This window comes from Bacteroides sp. 90-K9/2, from assembly GCF_047310725.1.
In the GTDB taxonomy this organism is placed as follows: domain Bacteria; phylum Bacteroidota; class Bacteroidia; order Bacteroidales; family Bacteroidaceae; genus Bacteroides; species Bacteroides vicugnae.
Window position 1 is genome coordinate 62,406 of sequence record NZ_JBCGVL010000007.1, and the last position, 21,026, is coordinate 83,431.

The 21,026-nt window shown below is 42.8% G+C and carries 15 protein-coding genes; 12 read left to right on the forward strand and 3 right to left on the reverse strand.

What is annotated here, in order from left to right; genetic code table 11:
• The first annotated feature begins 13 nt into the window (after positions 1–13).
• The 3 genes from ilvN to ilvC all read left to right on the forward strand — a co-directional run bounded on the left by ilvN (position 14) and on the right by ilvC (position 2,431).
• On the forward strand, positions 14–577 hold the full coding sequence (gene ilvN, locus AAHJ11_RS16125; RefSeq protein WP_148365140.1) for an acetolactate synthase small subunit: 564 nt from the start codon (positions 14–16) through the stop codon (positions 575–577).
• Entirely contained in the window at positions 577–1,320 is a 744-nt protein-coding gene (locus AAHJ11_RS16130) for an acyl-[acyl-carrier-protein] thioesterase (RefSeq protein ID WP_195357647.1), read from the forward strand. Before ilvN ends, AAHJ11_RS16130 begins: the two co-directional genes overlap by 1 nt.
• Positions 1,321–1,387: 67 nt before the next feature.
• Positions 1,388–2,431, forward strand: coding sequence for a ketol-acid reductoisomerase (gene ilvC, locus AAHJ11_RS16135; protein WP_122136875.1), 1,044 nt, complete (start codon positions 1,388–1,390; stop codon positions 2,429–2,431).
• 478 nt (positions 2,432–2,909) lie between these two features.
• On the opposite strand, the gene AAHJ11_RS16140 is transcribed toward ilvC, so the two are convergent.
• Complete coding sequence (locus AAHJ11_RS16140) at positions 2,910–4,847, reverse strand: AAA domain-containing protein (protein ID WP_320975158.1); 1,938 nt, start codon at positions 4,845–4,847, stop codon at positions 2,910–2,912.
• Positions 4,848–4,913: 66 nt separating this feature from the next.
• On the opposite strand from AAHJ11_RS16140, the gene AAHJ11_RS16145 reads away from it, so the two are divergent.
• The 6 genes from AAHJ11_RS16145 (at position 4,914) to AAHJ11_RS16170 (ending at position 12,791) form a co-directional block, all read left to right on the forward strand.
• Positions 4,914–7,157 carry an aconitate hydratase gene (locus tag AAHJ11_RS16145; RefSeq protein WP_320975159.1) on the forward strand — a complete coding sequence of 748 codons (2,244 nt, stop codon included), beginning with the start codon at positions 4,914–4,916 and terminating at the stop codon, positions 7,155–7,157.
• 3 nt (positions 7,158–7,160) lie between these two features.
• The gene (gene icd / locus AAHJ11_RS16150) at positions 7,161–8,357 is read left to right on the forward strand and encodes an NADP-dependent isocitrate dehydrogenase (protein WP_148365137.1); all 1,197 of its coding nucleotides are present in this window, start codon (positions 7,161–7,163) and stop codon (positions 8,355–8,357) included.
• A gap of 20 nt (positions 8,358–8,377) precedes the next feature.
• Complete coding sequence (locus tag AAHJ11_RS16155) at positions 8,378–9,721, forward strand: citrate/2-methylcitrate synthase (RefSeq protein WP_148365136.1); 1,344 nt, start codon at positions 8,378–8,380, stop codon at positions 9,719–9,721.
• A 183-nt stretch (positions 9,722–9,904) separates the two neighbouring features.
• On the forward strand, positions 9,905–10,666 hold the full coding sequence (locus tag AAHJ11_RS16160) for a DUF1295 domain-containing protein (RefSeq protein WP_074557642.1): 762 nt from the start codon (positions 9,905–9,907) through the stop codon (positions 10,664–10,666).
• A 53-nt stretch (positions 10,667–10,719) separates the two neighbouring features.
• Positions 10,720–11,943, forward strand: a complete 1,224-nt coding sequence (locus AAHJ11_RS16165) for an NADH:flavin oxidoreductase (RefSeq protein WP_413579828.1) — start codon at positions 10,720–10,722, stop codon at positions 11,941–11,943.
• Positions 11,940–12,791, forward strand: coding sequence for an SDR family oxidoreductase (locus tag AAHJ11_RS16170; protein WP_148365134.1), 852 nt, complete (start codon positions 11,940–11,942; stop codon positions 12,789–12,791). Before AAHJ11_RS16165 ends, AAHJ11_RS16170 begins: the two co-directional genes overlap by 4 nt.
• On the opposite strand, the gene AAHJ11_RS16175 is transcribed toward AAHJ11_RS16170, so the two are convergent.
• Complete coding sequence (locus tag AAHJ11_RS16175; RefSeq protein WP_413579830.1) at positions 12,771–13,694, reverse strand: LysR family transcriptional regulator; 924 nt, start codon at positions 13,692–13,694, stop codon at positions 12,771–12,773. The two genes, AAHJ11_RS16170 and AAHJ11_RS16175, sit on opposite strands and share 21 nt — an antisense overlap.
• 160 nt (positions 13,695–13,854) lie before the next feature.
• On the opposite strand from AAHJ11_RS16175, the gene AAHJ11_RS16180 reads away from it, so the two are divergent.
• The 3 genes from AAHJ11_RS16180 to AAHJ11_RS16190 all read left to right on the forward strand — a co-directional run bounded on the left by AAHJ11_RS16180 (position 13,855) and on the right by AAHJ11_RS16190 (position 19,184).
• Positions 13,855–16,272, forward strand: a complete 2,418-nt coding sequence (locus AAHJ11_RS16180; RefSeq protein ID WP_413579831.1) for a TonB-dependent receptor domain-containing protein — start codon at positions 13,855–13,857, stop codon at positions 16,270–16,272.
• Positions 16,273–16,335: 63 nt separating this feature from the next.
• A complete protein-coding gene (locus AAHJ11_RS16185) occupies positions 16,336–17,742 on the forward strand; it encodes a DUF4374 domain-containing protein (protein ID WP_258981700.1) in 1,407 nt (468 codons plus the stop codon).
• Between the two features lie 77 nt (positions 17,743–17,819).
• Complete coding sequence (locus AAHJ11_RS16190) at positions 17,820–19,184, forward strand: PepSY-associated TM helix domain-containing protein (RefSeq protein WP_413579833.1); 1,365 nt, start codon at positions 17,820–17,822, stop codon at positions 19,182–19,184.
• 698 nt (positions 19,185–19,882) lie between these two features.
• Here the strand turns inward: AAHJ11_RS16190 and pfkA are convergent.
• Positions 19,883–20,863 carry a 6-phosphofructokinase gene (gene pfkA, locus AAHJ11_RS16195; protein WP_004297914.1) on the reverse strand — a complete coding sequence of 327 codons (981 nt, stop codon included), beginning with the start codon at positions 20,861–20,863 and terminating at the stop codon, positions 19,883–19,885.
• Between the last annotated feature and the right edge of the window lie 163 nt (positions 20,864–21,026).

Sequence of the window (21,026 nt, forward strand, 5' to 3'; positions counted from 1 at the left end):
AAAATTTAGGATTATGAGTGACAAGACATTATATACGATAATAGTTCATTCCGAAAATATAGCCGGATTGCTGAATCAGGTAACTGCTGTATTTACTCGTCGGCAAATCAACATCGAGAGTCTGAATGTATCTGCTTCTTCTATTAAAGGTGTACACAAGTATACGATTACAGCCTGGACGGATAAGGACACTATTGAGAAGGTAGTGAAACAGATTGAGAAGAAGATCGATGTGATTCAGGCACATTATTTCACCGAGGATGAAATATACTTCCATGAGATTGCACTTTATAAGGTATCTACTCCTGCTTTTCAGGAAACTCCGGAAGCATCCAAGTTGATCCGCAGATACAATGCCCGTGTAGTGGAAGTCAATCCGGTATTTTCTATTGTTGAGAAAAATGGCATGAGCGAAGATATAACCTCACTCTACGGTGAACTGAAGGCTTTAAATTGTGTTTTGCAGTTTGTTCGGTCGGGACGCGTAGCGATTACTACCAGTTGCTTTGAACGGGTGAACGAGTTTCTCGATGGACGGGAAGCCATGTATAACCAGAGTAAAAACCAACAAGAATAATGAGTGAAGAAAATAAAATAGGGACTTATCAGTTTGTGGCAGAACCGTTTCATGTTGACTTTAACGGACGTCTGACTATGGGCGTACTGGGAAATCATCTGTTGAATTGTGCAGGTTTTCACGCAAGTGACCGTGGCTTTGGTATTGCAACACTGAACGAGGATAATTACACTTGGGTACTTTCGCGTCTAGCTGTTGAGTTGGATGAAATGCCTTATCAATATGAGAACTTTTCAGTTCAAACATGGGTGGAAAATGTCTACCGCTTGTTTACTGACCGTAACTTTGCTATTATTGATAAGGACGGGAAAAAGATTGGTTATGCGCGTTCCGTATGGGCAATGATTAATCTCAATACCCGCAAACCGGCCGATCTATTGACCTTGCACGGAGGAAGTATCGTAGATTATGTCTGTGACGAACCTTGTCCTATTGAAAAACCTTCACGTATCAAAGTGACAAGCGATCAGTCAATGGCTACCCTGACGGCAAAATACAGTGATATTGATATTAACGGTCATGTGAACAGCATCCGTTACATTGAGCATATCCTTGATTTGTTCCCGATAGAGTTGTACAAGACCAAACGTATCCGCCGTTTCGAGATGGCGTACGTGGCCGAAAGTTACTTTGGTGATGAGCTCTCTTTCTTCTGCGACGAAGTGAATGCAAACGAGTTTCACGTAGAAGTAAAGAAGAATGGCAGCGAAGTTGTTTGCCGTTCGAAAGTGATATTTGAATAAATGTGAGAATACAAAATTAATTAATAACGGATGACGTAAGTCATCAAAAACTAAAAACAAAAAGAAAATGGCACAGTTGAATTTTGGAGGTACTACTGAAACTGTAGTAATCCGTGACGAATTTCCATTGGAAAAAGCTCGTGAAGTATTGAAAAATGAAACAATTGCTGTAATCGGTTATGGCGTACAGGGACCTGGACAGGCACTGAACTTGCGTGATAACGGTTTCAATGTAATCGTTGGTCAACGTGAAGGAAAAACATACGATAAAGCAGTAGCAGACGGATGGGTTCCGGGCGAAACTTTGTTCGGCATTGAAGAAGCTTGCGAGAAAGGTACTATTGTAATGTGCCTGTTGTCTGACGCAGCAGTAATGTCTGTATGGCCTACTATCAAACCTTACTTGACTGCCGGAAAAGCTCTTTATTTCTCACACGGTTTTGCTATCACTTGGAATGACCGTACAGGTGTAGTTCCTCCTACTGATATCGACGTTATCATGGTTGCTCCTAAAGGTTCGGGTACCTCTTTGCGTACTATGTTCCTCGAAGGACGTGGCTTGAACTCTTCTTATGCTATCTATCAGGATGCTACAGGCAAAGCAATGGATAGAACCATCGCACTGGGTATTGGTATTGGCTCCGGTTATCTGTTTGAAACAACTTTCCAACGTGAAGCTACTTCTGACTTGACAGGTGAACGCGGTTCATTGATGGGTGCTATCCAAGGTTTGTTGCTGGCACAGTACGAAGTATTGCGTGAAAACGGTCATACTCCTTCTGAAGCATTCAATGAAACAGTGGAAGAACTGACACAGTCATTGATGCCGTTGTTTGCAAAGAACGGTATGGACTGGATGTACGCTAACTGTTCTACTACTGCTCAACGCGGTGCTCTTGATTGGATGGGCCCATTCCACGACGCTATCAAGCCGGTAGTTGAAAAGTTGTATAATAGCGTGAAGACTGGTAACGAAGCACAGATTTCTATCGACAGTAATTCACAACCTGATTATCGTGAAAAATTGAATGAAGAGCTCCGTCAACTGCGTGAAAGCGAAATGTGGCAGACTGCTGTTACTGTTCGTAAACTTCGTCCGGAAAACAATTAAACTGGATAAATTATACAAGTTTGTAAAAGGGAGAGGGCTGTTTGCTTTCTCCCTTTTTGGGTTAAAAAGAGATTTAGAAATGAATAAATGAAGCTTTCCGAAATTATTTTTCAAAAATATATTGATTATATGGACAAAAAATGCAAGTTTATGTTTATCTTTGCGTCATCAGATAAAATAAACGAGAAGTATGAATTGACTTAACCAGCCCTGAAGAATGATTAACATCACTAAATAAATAAACGAATGACGCTGCTTTTGATTTCTCAGAAGTGGTGATTTAGTGTGTTTTATCTTTATGGGAGTTGATATTTCTTTTTGAAATCTGCATTTGTATATTGAAAGTAAAAGTCATTTTAATGGCTTCTTAAATAAAGAATAGTACTGACGTAAAATAAAATATTGTTTGTTTTGTTTGTGTTAAAACGAAGTGTGGTTTCGTGAGAAAGTGCACTTTGTTAAAAGGAGGATTAAGTATTTAATCCTCCTTTTTAATGAATAACATCAGCCTTTTGTAAAAAGGATGTTTGGTAAGGGTAGAGGTGTCTCCTAATATAACAAGCTTCATTCGTGCCCTTGTAATCGCTACATTCATTCTTCGCAAATCATTCAGGAACCCAATCTGCCCATCCTCGTTGGCACGTACAAGACTGATGAAAATAACGTCCCGCTCCTGTCCCTGAAAACCGTCTACCGTGTTTACGGTGATGAGGCTGCGGAAGGGGCGTAAAAAGCTGCTCCCTTTGATCTTTCCCCTCAAATATTGCACTTGCGCCTTGTAGGGTGAAATCAGACCGAAATCAATTCTTTCATCCAATATCCGTTCTTTGCCGATCCGTTCGATATATGCTTCCAGTTCCTGTAGTAATAGATTGGCTTCCTGCTTGTTGATGCGTCCGAAACTCTCACCTACAAAATCTTCGTGAAAGTCCATTTCCGAAGTATCAATCCAATTCATAGGAGTGTCAAAATCAAGAATACCCCGGTAGCGCACTTCCGGAGCAGCTTCCAGTTCTCCGTGGTAGAACCAGTCGGAGGGAAACTGCATGATGGCTTCGTGCATTCTGTACTGCACTTTTAATAAAGAAACAGCAGAAGGCTTTTGCTGAACCACTTTTTCCATTAACGTGTGATCCAGTCCTCCACGAGCGGCTTCTATACATTTGATAGTTGGTGGGAGCTGGCAATGGTCTCCTGCAAGGATGACGCGGTCTGCCTTACGGATGGCAATCCAGCAGGCAGCTTCGAGCGCTTGAGCAGCTTCATCAATGAACAAAGTAGGAAAGCGACGCCCGTTGAGCAGACGATGGTTGCTGCTGACCAGTGTAGAAGCAATCACACGGGCACTATCAAATAGATCGGCATTGATTTGTATTTCCAACTCTGTGGCACGATCGCGGAGATGGCTCATGCGATTACGCATACCTTCCCGTTCAGAATAACTACCCCGGCGCATCCGGCTACCCATTTCACGGATAGATTTGCGAATTCCCCAAAGTTCCGGATAGGCAGGATGGCTTTCAAACCGGCGTTCGTAGGTGGATGAAAGCATTTTGTCGTTGACCCGGGTAGGATTCCCGATGCGGAGTACGGGTACTCCCCGGTCTACCAGTTTCTCACAAATCCAGTCGACAGCAGTGTTGCTTTGTGCACAGACAAGCACTTGCGGTTCCCGGTGCAATGTTTCGTAAATTGCTTCGACAAGAGTCGTTGTTTTTCCGGTTCCCGGAGGACCGTGAACGATGGATACATCACGTGTGCAGAGTACCTTGTTGACAGCTGTTTCCTGGGTGCTGTTCAGCCAGGGGAAGCGGACAGGATACAACTCCCGGAATCCCGGTTTTTGTGTGCCAAGCAAAATATCACGCAGTTCTGCCAGACGATTATCTTTAGCGCGTATGGTGTCTTCCAGTGCCTCGAACATGGCCCGGTAGGATGTTTCGTCAAAATAAAGTTGCACCCCCAGTATGCCGTCAGTTTGCAGTTCCGCTAAAGCTCCCGCTCCGGGAAGTACAACTACCATTCGCTCCTCATCTGCAAAGCTGACAGTAGCGATGAAATTCATGTACTTCACTTTTCCTTCGAATGACTGGTGGAAAAAGCAGACGGGGCGGCCGAACTCGAAGGAATGCTCTATTTCTTTATTTTCGGTCCGTGTAATATCTATTACAAGCTGATTCAGAGAATTGTAGTAACTTCGGCCAAGAGAGACGGGATACCAGCAGAGACCGCGTTTCACTTTACGGGCAACGCCCATTGTTTCGGTCTGCCGTTTAAATTCTTCCTTTTCGTGTTCATACTCCATCCGTAGGAGGAGTTGCTGTTGCTGAAGGTCGATGATTGGACTTTTCGGATTATTACTCATAATAGGCGCAAAGGTAACAAATCTTCGTTCCGGGTAGAAAAAATATTTCATTTTGTTAAACATTACTCGAACGCCGTTCGTTATTTTTATAGATAGACTCATAAAAGATAAAACAATATGGTATATGATGTGACTATGTTAGAAGCTTTCTACGCTGCTTATAAAGGAAAGGTAGAACACGTACGGGCTATATTGAAACGCCCCTTGACGTTGGCCGAGAAGATTTTGTATGCTCATCTGTATGATGTAGCCGATTTAAAAGATTACAAACGGGGAGAAGATTATGTGAACTTCCGTCCCGACCGTGTAGCTATGCAGGATGCGACTGCGCAGATGGCATTGCTTCAATTTATGAATGCAGGTAAGGATCAGGTGGCTGTGCCCTCAACAGTACATTGCGATCACTTGATACAGGCGTACAAAGGTGCAAAGGCGGATATTGCTACGGCAAGATTGACCAATGAAGAAGTATACGACTTCCTTCGCGATGTATCTTCCCGTTACGGCATCGGTTTCTGGAAACCGGGAGCAGGTATTATCCATCAGGTAGTACTCGAAAACTATGCTTTCCCCGGCGGTATGATGGTAGGAACGGATTCCCACACTCCTAATGCAGGCGGACTGGGCATGGTAGCTATCGGTGTTGGTGGCGCGGATGCTGTGGATGTGATGACAGGAATGGAATGGGAACTGAAAATGCCGAAGATTATCGGTGTTCGTCTGACCGGAAAACTAAGTGGCTGGACATCTCCGAAAGATGTAATCCTGAAACTGGCCGGCATCCTTACCGTAAAAGGAGGAACAAATGCTATTATCGAATATTTTGGTCCTGGAACCGAATCCCTTTCTGCTACCGGGAAAGCTACCATTTGTAATATGGGTGCCGAAGTAGGGGCTACTACCTCTCTGTTCCCGTTTGACGGGCGCATGGCTGCCTATTTGAGGGCTACCGGAAGAGATTGTGTGGTCGATTGGGCGGAGGCTGTCGATGCCGATCTTCGTGCGGATGATGTAGTGACCGACGAACCATCCAACTATTACGACCGTGTGATTGAAATAGACTTGTCGGAACTCGAACCTTATATAAACGGACCGTTTACACCGGATGCCGCTACTCCTATTTCCGAATTTGCAGAAAAAGTGTTATTGAACGGCTACCCCCGCAAAATGGAGGTGGGCTTGATCGGTTCATGTACCAATTCTTCTTATCAGGATTTGAGTCGTGTAGCTTCTTTGGCGAAACAGGTCACTGAAAAGAACTTGAGTGTCGCTGCTCCGTTAATCATCAATCCGGGTTCGGAACAAATTCGGGCTACTGCCGAAAGAGATGGGATGATTGAAGCTTTTGAACAGTTGGGTGCCACGATTATGGCAAATGCCTGTGGCCCTTGTATCGGTCAATGGAAACGCGAGACGGACGATCCGACACGGAAAAATTCAATCGTTACTTCTTTCAACCGTAACTTTGCCAAACGTGCTGACGGTAATCCGAATACCTATGCGTTTGTAGCTTCTCCGGAACTGACAATGGCATTAACGATTGCTGGCGATCTCTGCTTCAATCCGTTGAAAGACAGACTGGTGAATCATGACGGAGAAAAGGTGAAACTATCCGAACCAGTAGGAGATGAACTTCCTTTGAAAGGTTTTACATCCGGAAACGAGGGGTATATTGCCCCACACGGAGCAAAAACGGAAATCAAGGTGAAGCCTGATTCTCAACGTCTCCAGCTCTTGACGCCTTTCCCGGCATGGGACGGACAGGATTTACTGAATATGCCTTTACTGATTAAAGCACAAGGAAAATGTACTACCGACCATATCTCTATGGCAGGTCCGTGGCTCCGCTTCCGGGGACATTTGGAGAATATTTCCGACAATATGCTGATGGGAGCTGTCAATGCTTTCAACGGTGAAACGAACAGCGTTTGGAACCGTTCAACAAATACTTATGGAACAGTTTCCGGTACGGCAAAAATGTATAAGTCTGAAGGTATTTCGTCTATAGTTGTTGCCGAAGAGAATTATGGAGAAGGTTCCAGCCGTGAACATGCAGCCATGGAACCGCGCTTTCTCAATGTGCGTGTCATTCTGGCTAAGAGTTTTGCCCGTATCCACGAAACGAATCTGAAAAAGCAGGGAATGCTTGCTCTTACTTTTGTAGACAAGGCAGACTATGACAAGGTTCAGGAACACGATCTTTTGTCAGTAGTAGGTTTAGTCCATTTCGCACCGGGTCGCAATTTGACGATTGTTCTTCATCACGAAGACGGAACGAAAGAAAGTTTTGAAGTACAGCATACCTATAATGAACAGCAGATAGCCTGGTTCCGTGCCGGCTCTGCTTTAAATGCAAGATAAAATATGAGCAAGATAACCATGCAAGCAGATGGTACGTTGCTGGTGCCCGATGTGCCTACCGTACCTTATATTACCGGCGATGGAGTAGGAGCGGAAGTGACTCCTGCCATGCAAGCCGTAGTGGACGCAGCTATCCGGAAAGCTTATGGCGGCAAACGTCGGATCGAATGGAAAGAAGTGTTGGCTGGAGAACGTGCCTTCCATGCAACAGGTTCCTGGTTGCCGGATGAAACAATGGAAACCTTTCAGGAATATCTGATAGGAATCAAAGGCCCGTTGACAACTCCTGTCGGAGGTGGAATCCGGTCGTTGAATGTAGCGCTGCGTCAGACACTTGATTTATATGTCTGTCTTCGTCCGGTTCGTTGGTATCAGGGAGTACAGTCGCCTGTCAAATCACCTGAAAAAGTGAACATGTGCGTGTTCCGTGAAAATACGGAAGATATCTACGCAGGTATCGAGTGGGAAGCCGGTACTCCGGAAGCTGAAAAGTTCTATAAATTCCTGAAAGACGAAATGGGAGTAACAAAAGTCCGTTTCCCGGAAACCTCTTCTTTCGGTGTGAAACCTGTATCACGTGAGGGTACCGAACGTTTGGTACGTGCTGCCTGCCAGTATGCACTCGACCATCATTTACCTTCTGTAACGCTGGTGCATAAAGGAAATATCATGAAGTTCACGGAAGGTGGCTTCAAGAAATGGGGTTACGAGCTGGCACAGCGTGAATTTGCCGATGCTTTGGCAGATGGCAGACTGGTGATAAAAGATTGCATTGCCGATGCTTTTTTGCAAAATACACTCCTGATTCCCGAAGAATATTCCGTGATAGCTACCTTGAATCTGAATGGAGACTATGTTTCCGACCAACTGGCGGCCATGGTAGGCGGTATCGGTATTGCTCCGGGAGCAAATATCAACTATCAAACAGGACATGCCATTTTTGAAGCGACTCATGGAACAGCTCCCAATATTGCGGGAAAAGATGTGGTGAACCCTTGTTCTATTATACTTTCGGCCGTAATGATGCTCGAATATTTTGATTGGAAAGAAGCGGCTGCTCTGATAGAGAAAGCCTTGGAACAAAGCTTCCTGGACGCTCGCGCTACACACGATTTGGCTCGTTTTATGCCGAATGGAACCTCCCTCTCTACTTCCGCTTTCACTCGTGAGATCGTGGAAAGAATTGAAAAACAAAAGTAACGAATAAAAAACGAAGAAAGATGAAAAAAGAGTACCTGATTTACAAACTTTCCGAGGAGATGAAGGAAGCTACCCGGATTGATAATGAATTGTTCCCAAAGTTTGATGTGAAACGCGGATTGCGTAATGAAGATGGCACAGGTGTATTGGTAGGTTTAACCAAAATCGGTAATGTAGTAGGCTATGAACGTATTCCGGGTGGTGGATTGAAACCGATACCGGGAAAATTATTCTATCGTGGTTATGATGTGGAAGATATTTCGCATGCCATTATCAAAGAGAAACGTTTCGGTTTTGAAGAAGTGGCTTACCTGTTGCTTTCCGGACGTCTGCCGGATAAAGAAGAATTGCTTTCTTTCCGTGAATTGATTAACGACAATATGCCGTTGGAGCAGAAAACAAAAATGAATATCATAGAGTTGGAAGGAAACAACATCATGAATATTCTTTCACGCAGTGTGCTTGAAATGTACCGTTTTGATGCGAATGCGGATGATACTTCCCGGGATAACCTGATGCGTCAGAGTATTGAACTGATTTCGAAATTTCCCACTATCATTGCTTATGCGTACAATATGCTTCGCCATGCTACTTTCGGACGTTCTCTGCATATCCGCCATCCGCAGGAAAAACTCTCTATTGCCGAGAACTTCCTGTACATGTTGAAAAGAAATTATACCGAACTTGATGCTCGTACCCTCGATTTGTTGCTGATTCTTCAGGCAGAACATGGGGGCGGTAACAACTCCACTTTCACTGTTCGCGTTACTTCTTCCACCGGAACGGATACTTATTCGGCCATCGCCGCAGGTATCGGTTCATTGAAAGGCCCGCTTCATGGAGGTGCAAATATTCAGGTTGCCGATATGTTCCAGCATCTGAAAGAGAATATTAAAGACTGGACAAGTGTGGATGAGATAGACACTTATTTCACCCGAATGTTGAATAAGGAAGTATATAATAAGAGCGGATTGATCTACGGTATAGGACACGCCGTTTATACAATCTCCGATCCCCGTGCTCTTCTGTTGAAAGAATTGGCTCGTGACCTTGCCCGTGAAAAAGGAAGAGAAAGTGAATTTGCTTTCCTCGAACTGTTGGAAGAACGAGCCATCGCTACTTTCGGACGTGTTAAAAACAACGGAAAGACAGTATCCAGCAATATCGACTTCTATTCAGGCTTCGTGTATGAAATGATCGGCTTGCCGCAGGAAATCTTCACTCCTCTGTTTGCTATGGCACGTATCGTAGGCTGGTGTGCACACCGTAATGAAGAATTGACCTTCGAAGGTAAACGAATTATCCGCCCGGCTTATAAGAATGTACTTGATGATTTGCCTTATATTCCAATCAAGAAACGCTGATAAAAACAAATCCTTTTATTGAATATATAAGTGAGCCCGGATGTATGCCTCGTAATTTCAGGTATGCGTTCGGGAATGCTGTTTTTTATGTTCTTAAAGGAATGTATTTCAGATTCTTTCTATTTTTTGTACCGTCATTCGTTTCATTTTTGTTATTTTTGCGTGTTACAAAAAAAGATCGACATGAATATAGCTGCTTTTAATCTGTTTCTGGGCGTGATGAGCCTGATTGCCCTGGTTGTTTTTATCGCCCTTTACTTTGTGAAAGCCGGATATGGCATTTTCCGTACGGCATCGTGGGGCGTAGCTATATCCAATAAACTAGCCTGGATATGGATGGAAGCTCCCGTTTTTCTAGTGATGTGTGTAATGTGGATATATTCCGAGCGTCGGTTTGAACCGGTAATCTTCACTTTTTTCCTGTTCTTCCAGATTCATTACTTTCAACGTGCTTTCATTTTTCCCCTGCTACTGACGGGGAAAAGTAAGATGCCGCTGTCAATCATGTCGATGGGTATTCTTTTTAATTTACTGAATGGCTATATGCAAGGTAAATGGATCTTTTATCTTGCTCCCGAAACGATGTATCAATCCGGTTGGTTCGCTTCACCGTGGTTTATTATAGGCACACTGCTTTTTTTCACAGGTATGCTGACGAACTGGCATTCGGATTATATCATCCGGCACTTGCGCAAACCGGGAGATACCCGGCACTATCTGCCTCAAAAAGGTATGTACCGTTATGTCACTTCCGCCAACTATTTCGGTGAAATAGTGGAATGGGCAGGATGGGCGATACTCACCTGTTCACTTTCCGGACTTGTTTTCCTTTGGTGGACGATTGCTAACCTTGTTCCTCGTGCCAATGCCATCTGGTGCCGTTATCGCGAAGAATTCGGCGATGCAGTGGGAGAACGGAAACGAGTGTTCCCTTTCCTTTATTAGGTATTAGGGCATTTTTCATTACGACTTAAATATGACTCAATAAATATACTACTATGGAATCTAAACTTTTTAGTCCGGTCACCTTTGGTCCTTTGACGTTGCGGAATCGAACAATCCGTTCGGCAGCTTTTGAGAGCATGTGTCCGGAGAATACTCCTACGCAGATGTTGCTGGATTACCATCGTTCGGTAGCTGCGGGAGGAGTGGGTATGACAACAGTGGCTTATGCGGCTGTGACGCAAAGCGGACTTTCTTTCGACCGTCAGTTGTGGTTGCGTCCGTCTATTATTCCCCGTTTGCATGAATTGACAAAAGCTGTGCACGATGAAGGTGCAGCAGTGGGTATACAAATCGGACATTGTGGGAATATGTCCCATCGAAATATTTGTGGTGTCACTCCTATATCCGCATCTTCGGGTTTTAATCTTTACTCTCCTACGTTTGTGCGTGGAATGAAAAAGGAGGAGTTGCCGGAAATGGCACAAGCGTATGGAAATGCCGTCAATCTGGCGAGAGAAGCAGGATTTGACGCTGTTGAAGTGCATGCAGGACATGGTTATTTGATTAGCCAGTTCCTTTCTCCATATACCAATCATCGGAAAGATGAATATGGTGGTTCGCTCGAAAACCGGATGCGTTTTATGGACCTGGTGATGGAAGAAGTGATGAAAGCGGCAGGCAATGATATGGCCGTTTTGGTAAAAATGAATATGCGTGACGGTTTCAAAGGAGGCATGGAGATTGACGAATCGATACAAGTGGCTAAACGTCTATTGGAACATGGCGTTCATGGATTGGTGTTGAGTGGAGGCTTTGTGAGCCGTGCACCGATGTATGTGATGCGGGGTGCCATGCCAATCCGTTCGATGTCTTACTATATGAATTGCTGGTGGCTGAAATACGGAGTCCGTATGTTTGGTAAATGGATGATCCCCTCTGTACCTTTCAAAGAAGCATATTTCCTTGAAGATGCACTGAAATTCCGGGCAGCTCTTCCGAATGCGCCGCTGATTTATGTCGGCGGTCTTGTTTCTCGTAAGAAAATAGATGAAGTGCTCGATTCCGGTTTTGATGCCGTACAGATGGCGAGAGCTTTGCTCAACGAACCGGGATTTGTGAATCGGATGAAAAAGGAGGAACAAGCACGCTGTAGCTGTGGACACAGTAATTATTGCATCGGTCGTATGTATACGATAGAAATGGCTTGTCATCAACATTTGAAAGAACAAATCCCTTTGTCTTTACAAAAGGAGATTGATAAATTGGAGAAAAAATGAGTGAAATGAAATGGGCGATTATCACCGGTGCGGACGGAGGAATGGGGACAGAAATAACACGTGCCGTAGCCAAAGCCGGTTATCGAATCATAATGGCATGTTATAATCCGAAGAAAGCGGAGATTGTCCGCGAACATTTGAGCAAGGAAACCGGAAACCCGTATTTGGAAGTAATAGCTATTGATTTGTCTTCCATGCAATCGGTAGTTTCTTTTGCCAACCAGATTTTGGAAAGAAACCTCTCCATTGCTTTGCTGATGAATAATGCCGGAACGATGGAAACAGGTTTTCATACTACTTCTGATGGGTTTGAGCGAACGGTAAGTGTGAACTATATGGGACCTTATCTGCTTACTCGGAAATTGGTTCCGCTGATGGTGCGTGGAGCGCGTATCGTCAATATGGTTTCTTGTACATACGCAATTGGTAAACTCGATTTTCCCGATTTCTTTCACAGAGGAAAAACGGGGAGTTTTTGGAGAATTCCTGTTTACAGTAACACCAAACTGGCTTTGTTACTATTTACTTTCGAACTCTCCGGGCAACTTCGTGAGAAAGGAATCACCGTCAATGCTGCCGATCCGGGAATTGTTTCTACCAATATCATTACGATGCATAAGTGGTTTGATCCGTTGACGGATATTTTTTTTCGTCCTTTTATCCGCAAACCGAAGAAAGGGGCTTCTACGGCAGTCGGTTTATTGTTGGATGAAAAGGAAGCAGGCGTGACAGGACAACTGTATGTCAATAACCACCGGAAAAACTTGTCTGATAAATACACGAATCATGTGCAGAAAGAGCAGTTGTGGGAGGTGACGGAACGGTCGTTAGCGCAGTGGCTGACATGATTCATTATGACATTTTTCGAATTCAGTTGTCATTATTTCTTTGATCTGTTGGATCTCATCGCTTAATATTGAGTTTTTCCGATGTCCGATGTAGAGTGTATTTTTCATCTCTACATATCCTTTCCACAGGCATATAATATCTCCTCGTTCTATAGAATCCCGGCAGATAGAATGAGGCATAAGTGCCAGGCCGACACCTTTTTCCAAACAGCGGAGAATGGTATTCTTGTCAGGCATCACATAATTGGGCGCGAAATCGCTCTCTTTTTTGAAATTGAGTTTCCAAAAACGCGCCCATATATTTTTTTCGTTGCTGTACCAAAGTTGAGATTGTAACCACTTTCTTACCTGACCCTTATTCTCAATATCCAGTTGCTGGAATTGAGAGATATCGGTTTCTTTTCCTGCAGCGACGATAAATTCGGAGGTTCCGAGAACTTGATATGAAATATTGTGAATGGGCGTTTCGATTGAAGTGATGATAATGTCTACCGAACCGCTTTCCAGAAGCTTACTCAATTTGTCGTTGTCTCCGAATTGTACGATGAGATTAAAATCTAAATCGGCGATATGAGGAGCTATTAGTTGAGAAAATAGTCCCGAATATACTCCAAGGCAAAGAGTCATTCTCTCTTTTCCACTTCTCTTGCGGACACTGTTTTCTACTTCTTCCAATTTGGTGAGTGAGTAACATATTTGCCGGTATAGCTTTCTTGCTCGTTCATTGGGAATCATTTTCCGGGTGTTACGTTCAAATAACGGATGTCCGATATAATTTTCCAGTGAACTTAAATGCAGACTGACGCCAGGTTGAGAAATATTCAACTCTTTGGCAGCGTCGCTCATAGTTCCCGTATCAAATATAGCTTTAAAGGTTCTAAACCACTCCAGATCTGCTCTCATCTTGTCTTATTTATTAGAAAAGTTTGGGTGATACCAAATTTTTATGATTTTTATAATTAATGCTTGTTATATACTTTTGCACCCGCAAATGTAATTCTTATTTAGAATAAATAAAAATATGAGTCGGGTGAAAAAGATTGTTTGTTGTGAAATAAAGAGGATGACAGGTCTACTGTTGTTGATGTTAATTTTCTCTCTATCAGCTTATTCGCAGCATGGGGGATCCATGATATCGGGTCGAATAATATCTACGGAAAAAGAAATAGTTGATTTTGCTACTGTTCACCTGAAAGGGACTGGTTTCGGTTCTGCCACTAACCGTGAGGGGCTTTATCATATTAAAGCTCCCGGTGGCGAATATACATTAGTTGTTTCCGCTATGGGATATAAAACGATAGAAAAAAAAGTGATTTTAAGAAGGGGAGAACGGATAAAGATGAACTTTACCATCACTCCTGATGTGAAAGAACTTAGTGAAGTGGTGATTTCTACTTCCGGAGTGAACCGAGTGAATAAATCAGCTTTTAATGCTGTAGCGATTGATGCAACCAAACTTCATAATAGTACGCAGGATTTAGCCAGTGCTTTAACGAAGGTGCCTGGTGTGAAGTTGCGTGAGTCAGGCGGGGTGGGTTCGGATATGAATCTTTCTTTAGATGGAATGAGTGGAAAAAACATCAAGTTATTCATTGATGGAGTGCCGCAGGATGGAGTAGGAGGCTCGTTCAGCCTGAATAATATTCCGATTAATTTTGCAGAGCGTATCGAAGTATATCGTGGTGTGGTACCCGTTGGCTTTGGTACGGATGCTTTGGGCGGTGTGATAAATATTGTCACCGGAAATAAGCGGCGTACATTTGTCGATGCTTCATATTCTTATGGATCTTTCAACACCCATAAATCGTATGTGAATGTGGGACATACGGCTGATAATGGGTTTACATTCGAAATCAATGCTTTTCAGAATTATTCGGATAATAATTATTGGATTGATACTCCGGTGGAACATTATGATGAAGTGGTCGATGAAGATGGCTGGGTATCCGGCTGGGATTCGGAAAAAATAGAACGGGTGAAACGCTTTCACGACACTTATCATAATGAGGCTGTTGTGGGTAAAGTGGGGCTTGTGAATAAACCGTTTGCCGACCGTTTGATGCTTACCTTTACCTATTCGCAAAATGATAAGGAAATCCAGAACGGTGTTGTACAGGAAATTGTATACGGACAAAAACGGCGGAAAGGCCATTCATTTATGCCTTCGGTGGAATACCGGAAAAGAAACTTATTGCTCAAAGGTCTGGATGTGAACCTGACTGCAAACTATAACCGTAATATTACTCAAAACATTGATACGGCAACTTATGAATATAACTGGCTGGGACAAATGCGGTATAAAAAAGGTAAGTTGGGCGAGCAGAGTTATCAAGACTATAAATCAAGTACCGATAACTGGAACGGTACCTTTACTGCCAATTATCATTTGGGTGAAAGCCATGCTTTCGTGCTTAATCATGTGTTGATGGGGTATGAGCGTAAACCTACTTCTTCTGCTAATATAACAGATGCTACGGGTGCCGCCCAGTATAGCAAAATTGAAAAGAAATCAAGGAAGAATATCACAGGACTTTCTTATCGTTATAGTCATAAGGATTTATGGAATGTTTCTGTGTTTGGTAAATACTATAACCAGTACAGTAGTGGGCCGAGAAATACCAACAATGATGATAGTTCTTCCAATAATAGAGTCAGTTATGAAGAGTCTGCCGGTAGTACCGGAGCCTTTGGCTATGGGATAGCTGCTACGTATTTGTTTTTGGATGGATTTCAGGCAAAGTTTTCGTATGAAAAGGCGTTACGCCTTCCTACAGCTGATGAATTGTTTGGTGATGATGATATGGAACTGGGAGATGCAGGATTGAAACCGGAACATAGTCATAACGTAAATGCGAGCTTGTCTTACTCACACGAATTTGGAAGACATTCTATATATGTCGAAGGAGGATTGGTGTATAGAGATACGAAGGACTTTATCCGGCGTTTGACCGGAACGTTTTTGGCAGGTTCATCACAATATGCAGCATACATGAACCATGGACGTGTAAGGACAATGGGCTGGAATGCGGAAGTACGCTATAATTATTCTAAATGGTTTTCTATCGGTGGAAATTTTACCGATTTGAACACGCGTGATTACGAGAGGTACGGATTGAATGGGAGTGAATCGACTACCTATAAAGTAAGGATGCCGAATATTCCTTATTTGTTTGCTAACGTAGATGCTTCCTTTTATGCGCATCATCTTTTTGGAAAGGGCAATTTGCTGACAGTAACGTATGATAATTATTATGTGCATGAATTTCCTCTCCATTGGGAAAATCATGGGGCTTCCAATAAAAAGGGAGTACCAAGTCAGTTTTCTCATAATCTTAGTTTGGTTTATAGTCTGAAGAACTCCCGCTACAACTTTTCTCTGGAATGTAAGAACTTTACAGATGAGAAGCTTTATGACAACTTTAGTCTACAGAAAGCCGGTCGTGCTTTTTATGGGAAAATCAGATATTATTTCAACAGATAAAAAATGAACAGGCTCTTTGAGCTTAATCTTTAAATATTAGTCAATTTTTAATAGGAACAAAAAATGGTAAGAAAGAATTTTTTATGGATGCTTGCAGTGTCTATGGTTATGGGATTGACAGTTTTGTCTTGTAGTGATGATGAGCCGGGAAATCAGGGAGACGATGGTGAAGGAACAGGTAGTGACTCTCCCAAATATGGGGTCAATTTTACCCTCATTGATTCGGATCAGCAGAAGTATAAAACTTCCACTCTGGTAACCGAAGATTTGGTTGGAAACGGAGAATATTTTACCGTATCCGGCTTTGAATCCATAGGTGATAAAGTGTATACAGCCTTGTGTCCGTTGGGTTTCAGTGATTATGGAATTGAGTCGGGAGCAGCAGAGGGATATGAAGACCTGATTGCGGAAGATGAAGAAACCGGAGAGAAGTCAATAAGTGCAACTGTACACCCTAATCAAGTTTGGATTGGAATTTATGACGGAATTAATAATTTTGATAAGAAGCCGACTATCATCACTGATAATCGTATCAGCTATGCAACTTCACGTTATCGTTCTCAATTCTACCCAACTATTTGTGCGGCAGATGACGGTTATTTGTATGTCTTCTCAAACAGTGTAGCAAAGAGTCAAAGTAATGAAAAAAATAAAACGACTCTTGATGCAGGAGTGCTTCGTGTCAACACAACAACTAACGAGTTTGACAAGTCTTATTATTTTAATATAGAAGATGCGGCAAATGCTACATTTGGAAAGAAACTCTCTTTCTTCCAGGTATGGCATATCACAGGTACTAAATTTTTGTTGAGAATGTACGCTACAGAAGGAAAATATGACTCTACGAGTGATGCAAAAATGATGGCAATTTTTGATTCTCAAAGCGGAACTTTAACTAAGGTGACCGATTTCCCGGTTGCTGAAGAATTGGCGGATATGGGAAGATTTGTTTATGTTGAAAATGGTAAAGCCTATATTCCGGTCGTATTCCAGAAATCTGCTTCGGGTTCATCTACAGTTCAACAACCCGCCATTTATATTATTGATGCTGCGGCTGCTAAGGCTACTAAGGGAGCGACTGTTCAGGCTGACGGAGGTATTACCGCTATTTGTAAAATGAATAATGGGACGTTGGAGAAATATGTAATTGCTGCTGCAAGTTCGGAAGCCTCTTATTTGGTTCCGGCAACAGAAGCGGAAATAAATGATCCGGATGCTGTATTAACTATTAAAGTGGAAGGTGGTAGTACGGAAACGGATGCTGCAACTCATTGGCTCTTCCCTAATCAAAAATATGCATACGGTTTGGGATACCGTCAAGGTGATGCCGGAGTTTCATATTCTTTCGAACTGAAAAGTGACGGTACATTGGGCAAGCGTTCGGCAGAATTTACTATGCCGCGTTTTACGGCATTCGGAACTAGAGATCAATATTTGATTCTGGGTGCTGCTGCTGAAACAAGTTTATAAAACAGTATAAAAATAGATAAAGGCCGGTTCTCTCTCTTCTTTTTTAGAGGGACTGGCTTTTTACCACTCCAAATACAATGAAGAAAATTTTCAGACAAATACATTTGTGGCTTTCCGTCCCTTTCGGACTGATAATTACTCTTATCTGTTTCTCCGGTGCTATGCTGGTATTCGAGAATGAGGTAAATGAGTTGTCCCGTCCTGCACTTTACTATGTAGAAACAGTAAAAGAGGAACCTATTTCTATCGATAAGTTACTTGAAAAAGTGGCAGCGACATTGCCGGACAGTGTATCTGTGACCGGTGTTAGCATTTCTTCTGATCCCGGGCGTACTTATCAGGTCAATCTTTCCAAACCACGCCGCGCATCTTTGTATGTAGACCAGTACACGGGTGAAGTAAAAGGAAAAAGTGAGCGCAGTAGTTTTTTTACGTTTATGTTCCGGATGCACCGCTGGCTGTTGGATAGTATGAAACCGGGAAATGATGGAATATTTTGGGGTAAGATGATTGTAGGTGTCAGTACACTGTCATTGGTTTTTGTTTTGATTTCGGGAATCGTTATTTGGTGGCCTCGTACACGTAAGTCTTTGAAAAACAGTCTGAAAATAACAGCAACAAAAGGTTGGAAAAGATTTTGGTATGACTTGCACGTGGCGGGAGGAATGTACGCCCTGATTTTTCTGTTAGCTATGGCATTGACGGGATTGACATGGTCCTTTCCGTGGTATCGGACAGCTTTTTATAAAGTCTTCGGGGTAGAAATGCAAGTGCATACCCTCCAAGGACATGAACAGAAGGGTAATCCCCAAAAGGGAGATGTCAGACTGGCACATCAAGAAAAGAAGAGAGAAGGCAATGATGCACAAAATGGTGAAAGAGGTGGGCGTCCGAAAGGTCGGAAGGACAATAGAGAACATGGAGAGAGGCCACATAATGGTAAAGAACAATCAGGAAATTATAAAAAAGATAGAGAGCATGCCGGAAATCAGGGGGCTGGAGAATATCCACGGAGGCAGTTGGACAGTAAGGAATATCCGGAAAACGATCACAGTAATCGGTATTCTGCGGCTTTGCCATTCGCTTATTGGCAGGAAGTGTATGATAAACTAAGGTATCAAAATCCGGAATATAAGCAAATCAGTGTTTCTTCCGGTACGGCAAGTGTATCTTTCAACCGCTTTGGAAATCAGCGTGCGTCTGATCGTTATTCTTTTAATACGGATACTGGTGAATTTACAGAAACAAGTCTTTATCAACATCAAGACAAGTCAGGGAAGATTCGCGGCTGGATTTATTCGGTACATGTCGGTAATTGGGGAGGGATGTTTACCCGCATACTTGCCTTTATTGCCGCTTTGATTGGGGCTGCATTACCACTGACCGGCTATTATTTATGGATAAGGAAATTCATCAGGCAATTAATAGGTACGAAGAAATAAAGGCTGTATAATGGTAGGCCATTGTCAGTAATGGCATCTTTACTTTATTTCTATTCCGATTTGAGCAAAATCATACGATTTTGTTTAGAATACATTGTGATTTGTACTCTTTTTATTGTCAATCTGTCAGAATAACACTCAAGTGGTTGAATATCAATTCTATATACCCTGACAATAGATGCTGATAATAGGCTGACAATAAAACATATATACTTTTATTGTCAGTGCTGACTCCTTATCAGGTAGCTTGTTTGCAGGCTGATAAAGTGGGGGGAATAGGAAAAGAAACTGGTATAGTTACGTTGGGATACCGGTATTGTTCTATTAAAGTACCGGTATCATTAATTTCCCACGGCCGTGACAAGATCTTCTCACGGCCGTGGTAGGAACTCTTCACGGCTGTGGGAAGAAGCTACCACGGCTGTGGTGAATTAGCTATATCGGCATCCTAATCGAACAATAGTTACTGTATGATGGAAGTATTGCAGTTGTATAACGGTAGTTTAATGGATATTTGTCGCGAAAGGTAAGTAGCACTGGAGGATGGAATTCATATATGTGAACGCACTTGGTGTTGTAGTTGCGTTCATCTCTATCATATTATATAAATAAAAGAGCCATGAATAAATGGGTTACTCCATCATTCATAGCTCTTTATCGTCATATATCAGTATAAATAAACTCTTTAGAATAAAAAATTAGATCGAAAGCTCTTTCAATACAGTGACGAGGTCTCTCTTGATCGGTTTGTCATTCTTAATAGCCTTGCTGAACGGCACGTAAACGATTTCATCATGTTCGATTCCGATCATAACATTGCGTTGATCTTCCATAATGGCATCGATAGCAGCAGCACCAAGGCGGCTTGCCAGAATACGGTCGTGAGCGGTAGGACTACCACCACGTTGCAGATGACCTAAAATCGTCACACGTACATCATATTGCGGATATTCGTTTTTCACACGTTCGGCATAATGCATGGCTCCTCCTGTCAGTTCGCTTTCGGCTACTAATACAATGCTACTGTTTTTGGACTTGCGGAATCCGTTTTTGATAAACTCTTCCAGTTGGTCGACTTCCGTACTGAATTCCGGAATAATGGCAGCTTCCGCACCCGAAGCGATAGCTCCGTTCAAGGCAAGGAAACCGGCATCACGTCCCATAACTTCAACGAAGAACAAGCGTTCATGTGAAGTGGCTGTGTCGCGAATCTTATCTACGGCATCCAATATGGTATTCAATGCAGTATCATATCCGATGGTCGTATCTGTACCGTAAAGGTCATTGTCAATAGTTCCCGGCAGTCCGATACATGGAACATCAAATTCCTGTGCAAAGATACGCGCACCTGTCAGTGAGCCGTCTCCACCGATGATAACCAATGCATCAATGCCTTCTTTTTTCATGTTGTCATAAGCCAACTGACGACCTTCCGGAGTCGTGAACTCTTTACAACGGGCTGTTTTCAGGATAGTACCACCCAACTGGATGATATTACTCACATTCTGACTCTTGAATTCTTTGATTTCACCTGTAACCAGACCTTTATATCCTCTGTATATACCTTTAACTTGCAATCCATTGTAGATGGCTGCACGTGTCACTGCACGTATAGCAGCGTTCATTCCTGGAGCATCACCTCCGGAGGTCAAAATTCCGATACACTTAACTGTTCCCATATAACAATCTCTCATTAATTAGTTTGACGCGGCAAATGTACAACAAAAAGTTGAAAGCAGTGGTTATGAAGTTTTTTTTCGTAAGAAGAAAACATTAAAAATGTTCAAATGACCTTTTTTTGCTTTCCTTTTATTCATTCGTGTTACTTTGCCGTTTCCTTAT